12 protein-coding genes are annotated in these 10,618 nt (G+C 50.1%); 7 read left to right on the top strand and 5 right to left on the bottom strand.

Features of this window, described 5'->3' with window-relative positions; all coding sequences use genetic code 11:
• Nucleotides 1-26: 26 nt before the first annotated feature.
• Both yghB and metC read right to left on the bottom strand, forming a co-directional pair.
• Nucleotides 27-686: a DedA family general envelope maintenance protein YghB gene (gene yghB, locus HV261_RS06345; protein ID WP_137382572.1), complete on the bottom strand. Its 660-nt coding sequence runs from the start codon at nucleotides 684-686 to the stop codon at nucleotides 27-29.
• Between the two features lie 131 nt (nucleotides 687-817).
• Nucleotides 818-2,005, bottom strand: coding sequence for a cystathionine beta-lyase (gene metC / locus HV261_RS06350; protein ID WP_202037747.1), 1,188 nt, complete (start codon nucleotides 2,003-2,005; stop codon nucleotides 818-820).
• 251 nt (nucleotides 2,006-2,256) lie between these two features.
• On the opposite strand from metC, the gene exbB reads away from it, so the two are divergent.
• On the top strand, nucleotides 2,257-2,991 hold the full coding sequence (gene exbB, locus HV261_RS06355; RefSeq protein WP_137382574.1) for a tol-pal system-associated acyl-CoA thioesterase: 735 nt from the start codon (nucleotides 2,257-2,259) through the stop codon (nucleotides 2,989-2,991).
• A gap of 6 nt (nucleotides 2,992-2,997) precedes the next feature.
• Nucleotides 2,998-3,423, top strand: coding sequence for a TonB system transport protein ExbD (gene exbD / locus HV261_RS06360; RefSeq protein ID WP_005123131.1), 426 nt, complete (start codon nucleotides 2,998-3,000; stop codon nucleotides 3,421-3,423).
• 75 nt (nucleotides 3,424-3,498) lie between these two features.
• Here the strand turns inward: exbD and HV261_RS06365 are convergent, their stop codons facing one another.
• Nucleotides 3,499-3,906: a hypothetical protein gene (locus HV261_RS06365; protein WP_005123132.1), complete on the bottom strand. Its 408-nt coding sequence runs from the start codon at nucleotides 3,904-3,906 to the stop codon at nucleotides 3,499-3,501.
• Between the two features lies 1 nt (nucleotide 3,907).
• Nucleotides 3,908-4,312 carry a hypothetical protein gene (locus tag HV261_RS06370; protein WP_202037748.1) on the bottom strand — a complete coding sequence of 135 codons (405 nt, stop codon included), beginning with the start codon at nucleotides 4,310-4,312 and terminating at the stop codon, nucleotides 3,908-3,910.
• Nucleotides 4,313-4,415: 103 nt separating this feature from the next.
• Between HV261_RS06370 and HV261_RS06375 the strand changes: the two genes are divergently transcribed.
• Nucleotides 4,416-4,919: an ESA_00282 family adhesion-associated protein gene (locus HV261_RS06375; protein WP_326929129.1), complete on the top strand. Its 504-nt coding sequence runs from the start codon at nucleotides 4,416-4,418 to the stop codon at nucleotides 4,917-4,919.
• A gap of 78 nt (nucleotides 4,920-4,997) precedes the next feature.
• Here HV261_RS06375 and mgrA read toward each other — a convergent pair whose 3' ends face one another.
• Nucleotides 4,998-6,038 (bottom strand): aldo/keto reductase, encoded by a 1,041-nt coding sequence (gene mgrA / locus HV261_RS06380; RefSeq protein ID WP_202037750.1) that lies wholly within the window; start codon nucleotides 6,036-6,038, stop codon nucleotides 4,998-5,000.
• Between the two features lie 155 nt (nucleotides 6,039-6,193).
• Here mgrA and yghX point away from each other — a divergent pair, with 155 nt between their 5' ends.
• The 4 genes from yghX (at nucleotide 6,194) to hybO (ending at nucleotide 10,617) form a co-directional block, all read left to right on the top strand.
• Nucleotides 6,194-7,081 (top strand): YghX family hydrolase, encoded by an 888-nt coding sequence (gene yghX, locus HV261_RS06385; RefSeq protein ID WP_202037751.1) that lies wholly within the window; start codon nucleotides 6,194-6,196, stop codon nucleotides 7,079-7,081.
• Nucleotides 7,082-7,296: 215 nt separating this feature from the next.
• The gene (locus HV261_RS06390) at nucleotides 7,297-8,937 is read left to right on the top strand and encodes a methyl-accepting chemotaxis protein (protein WP_202037752.1); all 1,641 of its coding nucleotides are present in this window, start codon (nucleotides 7,297-7,299) and stop codon (nucleotides 8,935-8,937) included.
• Between the two features lie 85 nt (nucleotides 8,938-9,022).
• Entirely contained in the window at nucleotides 9,023-9,310 is a 288-nt protein-coding gene (locus HV261_RS06395; protein ID WP_048213218.1) for a DUF2623 family protein, read from the top strand.
• 188 nt (nucleotides 9,311-9,498) lie between these two features.
• Entirely contained in the window at nucleotides 9,499-10,617 is a 1,119-nt protein-coding gene (gene hybO, locus HV261_RS06400; RefSeq protein ID WP_202037753.1) for a hydrogenase 2 small subunit, read from the top strand.
• The last annotated feature ends 1 nt before the right edge of the window (nucleotide 10,618 follow it).

The raw sequence follows: 10,618 nt of genomic DNA on the forward strand, positions 1-10,618 counted from the left end.
GGGTTTACCCGGCCTACGGACGCAGCTCAGGCGCTACAGTATTTTTTTTTAATCACCACAAACAGCGTTCCCAGCAGACCTGCGGTTAGCAGGGCGATGGGCAGGATCATTAAAAAGGTCATTACCTGATCTTCGTGACGTTTAACAAACGGGATCATGCTGAGCGCATAGCCGAAACTGGTGACCACAGTGACCCACAGCAGACCGCTCAGCCAGTTAAAAAACTGGAAGCGACGGTTAGGCAGCCCTGAAATCCCCGCCATGGTTGGCAGCAGGGTGCGAACAAACGCCAGGAAACGTCCGGCGAGCAGCGCCATCAACCCGTGTTGGTCAAACATACAGGTCGCACGCTGATGATATTTTTCAGGTAATTGTGCCAGCCAGCCTTTCACTGTTCGCGTATTACCCAGCCAGCGCCCCTGAATGTAGCTCAGCCAGCAACCGAGGCTGGCAGCGGCAGTCAGAATCGCTATGGTAGGTAAAAAACTCATCACGTCCTGAGCGATCAGCGCTCCTGCCAGTAATAGCAGGCTGTCACCGGGCAAAAAGGAAGCGGGCAGTAGGCCATTTTCTAAAAACAGCGTGGCGAACATCACAAAGTACACCACGCTCACGACGTGTGGGTCCGCCAGCGCGGCAAAATCGTGTTGCCAGAGCGCGGAGATAATATCTTGAATGACTACCATGGACTTTCCTGTGGAACAGCGTTTATAGGTGGATTGTACTCCTGAATTGTCCGGGATGCCTTGATCCCGGACGCAACAATTGCAGACTTTTCCACCAGAAGTGTCTGCATATATGTCCATCTGCGGCAATGTTACTCGATTCGGGTAAATCCTGCGGCTAAATCGGCAATCAGATCGTCAACATTCTCTAAACCGATGTGTAAACGGATGAGCGTTCCGCTGAAGTCCACTTTGCCTTGTGGACGGATTGCTGCGATATGTTCCGGTTGGTTAGCCAGAATCAGTGATTCAAAACCGCCCCAGGAATAGGCCATGCTGAACAGGCTGAAGTGATCCAGATACGCAGACAGCTCTTCATTATTTAGCTTCTTATTCAGAACAAATGAGAACAGACCGCTGCTACCGGTAAAATCGCGTTTCCAGAACTCGTGTCCCTTGCTGCCGGGAAGCGCCGGGTGATTCACGCGGGCAACCTGCGGATGGTCAGCCAGCCATTCGGCGACTTTTAAACTGCTTTCATGGTGTTGGCGCAGGCGAACGCTTAACGTCCGCAATCCGCGGCTGGTCATATAGGCGGTATCAGCATCCAGCATTTGTCCCATCAGATAGGCGTTTTCACGCAGTTGATCCCAGCAACGGGCATTGGATACCGCTGTCCCAACCATGCCGTCAGAATGACCAATCAGATATTTCGTCCCTGCCTGAATTGAGATATCGATACCGAAATCCAGCGCGTTGAACAACACGCCCGCAGCCCAGGTGTTATCAATCATGATGATCGCGTCAGGCACTACGCTTCTGACTGCGGCAACAATGGCTGGAACATCATGAACTTCCATGGTGACAGAACCTGGAGATTCCAGAAAAACGACTTTAGTGTTCGGCTGTATATGCTTCACAATATCCGCGCCGACCAGCGGATCGAACCAGCCGGTTGTCACGCCAAGCTTGCCCAGCACCTTAGTGCAGAAATCCTGGCTGGGTTCATAGGCGGTGTTGGTCATCAGCACATGATCGCCTTGTTCAACAAAGGCAAGGATGGTGTTGGCAACGGCTGCTGCACCGCAGGGGAACAGGGCGCAGCCCGCGCCGCCTTCCAGTTCACACATCGCTTCCTGCAGTGAGAAATGCGTCAGCGTGCCGCGACGTCCATAGAAAAGGGCACCGTTTGCGCGGTTATGCGTCGCCTGTTTTTTCGCCTCAACGGTGTCGAATACCAGTGAAGACGCGCGCTGGATCACGCTATTTACCGAACCCAGCGTGTATTTTTTACTACGCCCGGCGTGAACGAGTTTGGTCTCAAGCTGCTTATCTGCCATGTTGTATTACCTGTTTTTATACGTCTGGATGTCTAAACTAGCATGAATCTCATCTGCCGCGTCCTGCAGAATAGCCATAAAGTACAAAATATTCTCAAATCGATTTCTGGTGACTTTTTTACTGCGTGAGCGCAAGGAAAAGAAACCAAAGGTGCGGCACTATGTAAATAGTAATGAGAACGACTATCAATTCGACGTCGTTTTGATATGATTACGCTCAGATTTTGTGATTTGCGTCCTGGAGATACAGAGTGGGTAATAATTTGATGCAGACGGACCTTTCCGTCTGGGGTATGTATCAGCACGCCGATATCGTGGTTAAGTGCGTGATGATTGGGCTGATTTTGGCGTCAGTGGTCACCTGGGCTATCTTCTTTAGTAAGAGCCTTGAGTTCTTTACGCAGAAGCGCCGTCTTAAGCGCGAACAGCAAATGCTGGCAGATGCCCGCTCTTTAGAAATGGCAAGTGAGATTGCCGCTGGATTCGATGCCAAAAGCCTGGGTTCTCTGCTGATTAATGAAGCGCAGAATGAACTGGAACTGTCAGCAGGCAGTGATGATAACGAAGGGATCAAAGAGCGTACCGGTTTCCGTCTGGAGCGTCGCGTTGCCGCCGTCGGCCGTCAGATGGGGCGGGGTAATGGATACCTGGCAACCATCGGGGCTATCTCTCCATTTGTCGGGTTGTTTGGTACAGTATGGGGCATCATGAATAGCTTCATCGGTATCGCACAAACCCAAACCACCAACCTGGCTGTTGTTGCTCCAGGTATTGCAGAAGCCTTGTTAGCGACCGCGATCGGTCTGGTCGCGGCAATCCCTGCTGTTGTTATCTACAACATTTTTGCTCGTCAGATTGGCAGCTATAAAGCGATGCTGGGCGATGTCGCGGCGCAGGTGCTGTTGCTGCAAAGTCGTGACCTGGACCTGAGTGCAAGCGCGTCTGCACACCCGGTACGTGCTGCGCAGAAATTACGTGTAGGATAATGTTCCATGGCAATGAGCTTTAATGAAAACCTGGACGATAACGGTGAAATGCATGACATCAACGTGACGCCGTTTATCGACGTCATGCTGGTATTGTTGATCATCTTTATGGTGGCAGCACCGCTGGCAACCGTGGATGTGAAGGTGAATCTCCCTGCATCCACCAGTACGCCGCAACCGCGTCCGGAAAAACCGGTTTACCTGTCAGTAAAAGCCGATAACACCATGTTTATTGGTAACGATCAGGTCACCGATGAGACGATGATTAACGAGCTAAACGCGTTAACGGAAGGCAAGAAAGACACCACTGTCTTCTTCCGGGCAGATAAAACCGTCGACTACGAAACCATGATGAAGGTTATGGATACGTTGCATCAGGCGGGCTACCTGAAGATTGGTTTGGTCGGTGAAGAGACGGTGAAAGCCAAATAATCCTTGTTGCCGGGTACAGGTTCGACCTTACCCGGCAAGCTTCTCCTGATATCACTCCCCTGCAAGTCTTTTGCCTTATCTGTTCTCGTCCAACGCCACCGTCGTGATTTTTGTGGGCTCGTAGTTCCCTTCGGATAGCTTACGGGTCAGGCGCAGTGTGGCGGTTTCACGCGCAAGCAGATGCTGGTAAGTGCTTTCCAGACGGGCCATGATTTTGTCCCGCAATTCTGGTTGCTGAGCGATGATGGCCTCGATAGTGGCACCGTAAATCTCTTCTTTGGCTTGCAGTGCGTAGATTTCATGACGATTTTGCCATTTCATTCGCACCAGCGCGGCGGGTATAGAAACCATCTCTTGAGCAAGGCTTTCCAGCGTCGCGTTTTTATTGGCTATCAACACAGACAGATTTTGTTTTAAGACAAACTCATCACTTTTATGGTTATCTAAAGCCAAATAAACATTATTATCTTCAACATCTTTCATTTTATTTCTCTTCCAGAGAATAAAAAATAGGATCGTTGGTTTCGCGAGTAATTAAATTAAGCCAAATTTTGTTGCCTTGTTCATTTATCATGGCTGTTTTTTTGGCCAAAATTTTACTTAATTCCTGGGCGTTAATGTCGCCTTCCGCCTGTAATGAATTGAGCAGGCGAGTAAATGACTCGATTTTTGCGGCGCGGAAAAGACGCTCTTTTAAATGACGATCGCACTCTTCAAATAACATATTCCGGGACTGGCCGGTAGCTGCAGAACTAATCAAAATTTCTGATTCGTAATCACTTAGCGTTATCTTTCCCTGAGTCAAATTTTCACTATTTTCTGTGGCGTTTGTATTGTTCGGGGTTGCGGATAAATGAAAACGAGAGGGAACAAGATGCTCGGGAAGCATGTTGAAATATCCTTTGCTGCCAATAATATGATGTTTTTAATAAGGTAGGCCGCGTTGACAATAGCATGGGGTAATTTTAAAATCAAAAAAAATGGAGCCTGCTATGAACAGTATATTTTATTCTGTTATTACCCTGCTATTGCTTACCTGCGGGGTACTTTTGCTAATGCGTAGTGCAAATAAAAACCGTTATGCCGAAGATGTTAACGCACAGCACCAGCCGGAACTGCTAAGTAAAGAAGAGGGAGAAGATCATTTTTCTGCCCTGATGAATTCGATTACTCCGGTATGGTATTGGCGAGTCAATCACGAATATATCGATTTTATCCACTCTACAGTCAAGCGGATGACGATGGTGGAGCTGAATGAAACGCCCGGGCTCTTTGACGCACAGCGGCGCTGTAGCGATCTTAACTCTGCGGTTTATAAGTATTACGACAATATCAAAAAGCGCTGCCTCAGCGGGGAGAAAGTCCCGCACGCCGATCTGGATGTGCTTAACTTGCGACAGTGCTTCAGGGAGTTCAGCCTGGAAGCATATCCTGCACTTGTCGCGCTGGTGTGGCCGGAATACCAGCGTCCGTTGATTAAAGAGGACGAGGTGTGAGGCGAGATTGACTTGCCCGCTCTCATCAGCGGGCCATTAAGGCCGGGTAGGACGACACCCGGCGTCATGGTCAGATCGTTACTTGTCTGATGAGGCTTGCCACAGATTGAGCTTGCCGTCCGCGACATGTTTATCGATCTGCGCCAGTTCTTCGGTGCTGAATGTCAGGTTTGCCAGTGCCTGAACGTTCTCTTCTAACTGCTCAGGTCGGCTGGCGCCAATTAATACCGATGTGACCCGGTTATCTTTTAGTAACCAGCTTAACGCCATTTGCGCCATCGACTGCCCACGCTGTTGAGCCATCTCATTGAGCAAACGCAGACTGTTAAGATTTGCTTCCGTCAGCATATTTTCCGTCAGTCCACGGACTTTTTTCCCTTCACGCTGCATGCGGGAACCATCAGGAATGCCGTTGAGGTATTTCCCTGTCAGCAACCCCTGCGCTAACGGGGTGAAAGCAATACAGCCCATCCCGTTGGATTCCAGCGTATCCAGCAAGCCGCTGCTGTCTACCCAGCGGTTAAGCAGGTTGTAGGATGGCTGGTGGATAAGCAGCGGAATTTTCCATTCCCGCAGCAGTTCGGCCATCTTCTGCGTGCGCTCTGGCGAATAAGATGAGATGCCGACATACAGCGCTTTGCCACTTTGCACGGCATGGGCCAGCGCGGAAGCGGTCTCTTCCATTGGGGTGTTTTCATCAACGCGGTGCGAATAGAAGATATCGACATAGTCGAGACCCATACGCTTAAGGCTCTGGTCGAGGCTGGCCAGCAGATACTTGCGTGAGCCGCCAGAACCGTACGGCCCCGGCCACATGTCGTAACCCGCTTTGGTCGAGATGATCAATTCATCACGATATTGTGCAAAATCCTCGCGCAGTAAGCGACCAAAATTCTCTTCAGCACTGCCCGGAGGCGGCCCGTAGTTATTGGCTAAATCAAAATGCGTGATCCCTAAATCAAATGCTTTTCGCAGCAGTGCTCGTTGTGAATCCAGAGCGTGAACGTGTCCAAAACTGTGCCATAAACCCAGCGACAGCGCGGGCAAGCGCAAACCGCTGCGACCACAGTAGCGATAGAGCATTTGCTCATAACGTTCAGGATTGGCAAACCAGGCCATGAGATCTCCTTAGTGCAGGTGAATTTCAAAACAACGTTTCTATTCTAGCGGGTTCGTGGTGAATATCCCGTTCACCAGGTCACATTGGGATGAAAAACTGGGCAAAAACAGACCACTGTGCTTTGCTTAAAAAAACATCATTCAGGAGTGCGACCATGCCGCGTTTGACTGCTAAAGACTTTCCGCAGGAGTTGCTCGATTACTATGACTATTACGCCCATGGCAAAATATCTAAACGAGAGTTTCTGAATCTGGCGGCGAAATATGCGGTAGGGGGCATGACGGCACTGGCGCTATTCAATTTGCTGAAACCGAATTATGCTCTGGCAACGCAGGTAGAATTTACCGATCCCGATATTCTGGCAGAATACATTACCTATCCATCGCCTGATGGGCATGGTGATGTGCGAGGTTATCTGGTGAAACCCGCGAAGGCGACGGGGAAGGTTCCGGCAGTGGTTGTGGTACATGAGAATCGCGGTTTGAATCCGTATATTGAGGATGTTGCACGGCGGGTGGCGAAGGCCGGTTATATTGCGCTGGCCCCCGATGGATTAAGTTCACTGGGCGGTTATCCCGGCAATGATGATAAAGGCCGGGAATTACAGCAGCAGGTTGATCCCGTTAAGCTGATGAATGATTTTTTTGCCGCTATTGAATTTATGCAGCGTTATTCGATGACGACGGGAAAGGTGGGGATCATCGGATTTTGCTACGGCGGCGGTGTGGCGAATGCCGCGGCTGTTGCTTTCCCTGAACTGGCATGTGCGGTGCACTTTTATGGGCGTCAGGTTCCGGCTTCCGATGTCCCTAAAATTAATGCGCCTTTATTATTACACTATGCAGAACTAGACACACGAATTAATGAAGGCTGGCCCGCTTATGAAGCTGCACTCAAAGCGAATAAGAAAATCTATCAAGCATATATCTATCCCGGTGTTAATCATGGTTTTCATAACGATTCGACACCCCGTTATGATAAAGCAGCTGCTGATTTAGCCTGGGAACGCACTCTTGCCTGGTTTGATAAATATTTGTTATGAAAAACAACGCATTATTTACAGCTTTAGGTTAATTATCTGAATAATAATGCTACCTAATTTCATTAACATTCATATTGATATGACCCGCAGGGATAATAGATAGACTTAAAAAAGTAAAAAAATAAAGAACGTATTATATCTTCTCCATTGCCTGCCGATAACAAGGGAAAGTATCGCCTGATGGCGAATTCCTCATCAATGGCAAGGAAATTATTATGTATTTGCTGAAAAACTTCACTATTCGTATTGTCATGCTGGCAATACTTGGACTTTTTTGCCTGCTCTGGTCGGGCGTGGGTTTATTCAGTCTTCATGCTTTATCAAAAATATCAGAAGGGAATGATATTGACCGCCATCTCGTCAAACAGATGACGGTGCTGAGCCAGGGGAACGATCAGTACTTTCGCTTTGTGACGCGCCTGAGCCGCGCAGTGGATGTCAAAATTGGTGGTGGAACGCCTGATTTCACACCTGCCCAGCAATCGCTGGATAATCTGAGCCAAAAGCTCCAGGAGATGAAAACATTGTCTCCCGGTCCGATGGACCCGGAAATTTCAGCAGCAGTGCTGGCCAAGTGGCAAGCTTTACTGGATAAAGGCGTGATACCGCAAATGCAGCTGGCGCAGCAGGGCTCGCTGACGGCGTTTTCGGAACATGCCAGCACGATTACGCCCGCACTGAGCCGTGAATTTGGTGCCAGCGCTGAACGGTTTAATGCCGCCGCCGGCATGCGACTGGACGCGACGCGTATTATGGTAGACGGTAAAACGTCGATCATTCGGACACTGATTATGACTGCCGTTATCCTCGGGATCGCCCTCCTTTTCTTCACCGATCGTTACCTCGTTACCATGATGGTGAAACCTCTCGGCCGTATTCGCCAGCAGTTCCGCCAGATTGCCCAGGGCGATCTCAGCCATCCGATTGAAGAATTCGGCCGGAACTGTGTCGGCCAACTGGTCCCTTTATTGTGCGCAATGCAGGACAGCCTGCGTGAAGCCGTAAGTACGATTCGTTCAGGCAGTGACAACATCTGGCGAGGCGCTACGGAAATTTCTACCGGCAACAACGATCTCTCTTCCCGTACTGAAGAGCAGGCGGCGGCGCTGGAAGAGACGGCTGCCAGCATGGAAGAGCTGACCGCAACGGTAAAACTTAACGCCGAAAATGCGCGTGAGGCCAGCCAGCTTGCCGATACCGCAACAGAAACGGCGGGTAAAGGAAGCAAGTTGGTTTCTGAAGTGGTCGACACCATGGATGGTATTGCAGCCAGTTCTAAACAGATCGCAGAAATTACCTCCGTCATTAATAGCATTGCTTTCCAGACCAACATTCTGGCGCTTAACGCCGCCGTTGAAGCGGCCAGGGCTGGTGAACAGGGACGTGGTTTTGCCGTGGTAGCGGGGGAAGTACGCAATCTCGCCAGCCGTAGCGCCGGCGCGGCAAAAGAGATTGAGACATTAATCGGTGAATCGTCGCGTCGTGTCGATCAGGGGGCGCGACTGGTCAAAGAGACCGGGTTAACGATGGAAGCGATTCTGCGCGGCGCGACCGAAGTGACCGTTATCATGAAACAAATTGCCTCTGCTTCTGAAGAGCAGAATAAAGGCATCTCGCAGGTCAGCGTTGCGATCACTCAGATGGACAGCGTGACGCAACAGAATGCCGCGTTAGTAGAACAAGTCTCCGCTGCGGCAGTAGCGCTGGAACGGCAAACGGAAGAGCTGCAACGCTCTGTACAGCAATTCCGGCTTTCAGCTAACGATGTGCAATATGCATCGACAAATACTGCTTCCCCTTCCGCAGAAAGCAGAACCTCTGCAGCGCTTAAAACGGACGAGTGGGTGTCCTTTTAATCTGGCACAAAAAAGTGCGTGATACCTCTGGCCTTTGCTTAAAAAATCGCTATATAATTTGTTATATAGCGATTGGAGGTTATGCATGGACAACCATTTTGGTAAGGGCCTGATGGCCGGATTGAACGCCTCAAGTGCGGACAGTGCTCGTTCAGTGGCGAATTTTTGTTCAGATTATAAACGCGGTTTTGTTCTGGGTTTTTCACATCGAATGTTTGAAAAAACGGGCGACCGACAGCTCAGCGCATGGGAAGCGGGGATCCTGACGCGCCGTTACGGGCTGGATAAAGAGATGGTGATGGATTTCTTCAAAGAGAACCAGTCGAGTACAACAATTCGGTTTTTCATGGCCGGCTATCGGCTCGAAGCTTGATCCAAAAGGGGTATTATCTTGCTTTAATTAATTACACTATTGACCTACGCCTTCGTTTTGTTGCTCCGCCGAAGTATTATAATGCACATAACCATATAAAAAGTGTGGTAATGGCGCGCCGATCGCAATAAGCAACATGCGAATGGTGCAAAATAAAAGCCAGGTCTTCGCAACGGAATAACAATAAAATGACTGGAGATAATTCTCTCATCAATTCGAACGGCATCAATCGCCGTGATTTCATGAAGCTTTGTGCAGCACTGGCCGCTACCATGGGGCTCAGTAGCAAAGCCGCCGCAGAAATGGCCGAATCAGTTTCTCGTCCTCAGCGCCCACCGGTTATCTGGATTGGTGCTCAGGAGTGTACGGGTTGTACTGAATCGCTGCTTCGTGCGACACACCCTACAGTGGAAAACCTCGTTCTGGAGACGATCTCTCTGGAATACCATGAGGTACTCTCTGCCGCCTTTGGCCACCAGGTCGAAGAGAACAAACATAACGCTCTGGAGAAGTACAAAGGGCAATATGTTCTGGTGGTAGATGGTTCTATACCACTAAAAGATAATGGTATTTACTGCATGGTTGCCGGTGAGCCAATTGTGGATCACATCCGCAGAGCGGCCGAAGGTGCAGCAGCTATCATCGCTATCGGCTCTTGTGCCGCATGGGGTGGTGTCGCTGCCGCTGGCGTGAACCCAACGGGCGCAGTCGGCTTGCAAGAAGTTATGCCAGGCAAAACCATCATCAACATCCCAGGCTGTCCGCCTAACCCGCATAACTTCCTCGCCACGGTCGCGCATATCATCACTTATGGTAAGCCGCCGAAGCTGGATACTAAAAACCGTCCGACATTTGCCTACGGTCGTTTGATTCACGAACACTGCGAACGTCGCCCGCACTTTGATGCCGGTCGTTTTGCTAAAGAGTTCGGCGATGAAGGCCACCGTGAAGGTTGGTGCCTCTATCATCTGGGCTGTAAAGGGCCAGAAACGTACGGCAACTGCTCAACATTGCAATTCTGCGACGTTGGCGGCGTGTGGCCGGTGGCGATCGGCCACCCTTGCTACGGCTGTAACGAAGAAGGCGTCGGTTTCCATAAAGGCATTCACCAACTCGCCCATGTGGAAAACCAAACCCCGCGTTCAGAGAAGCCTGATGTCAACATGAAAGAAGGCGGCAACATTTCAGCTGGGGCTATTGGGCTGCTTGGCGGCGTAGTAGGACTGGTTGCCGGCGTCAGCGTGATGGCGGTACGTGAACTGGGGCGTCAGCAGAAGAAAGATAACGCTGACTCACGGGGAGAATAAC

This window comes from Citrobacter sp. RHBSTW-00671 (assembly GCF_014103415.1).
GTDB lineage: Bacteria > Pseudomonadota > Gammaproteobacteria > Enterobacterales > Enterobacteriaceae > Citrobacter.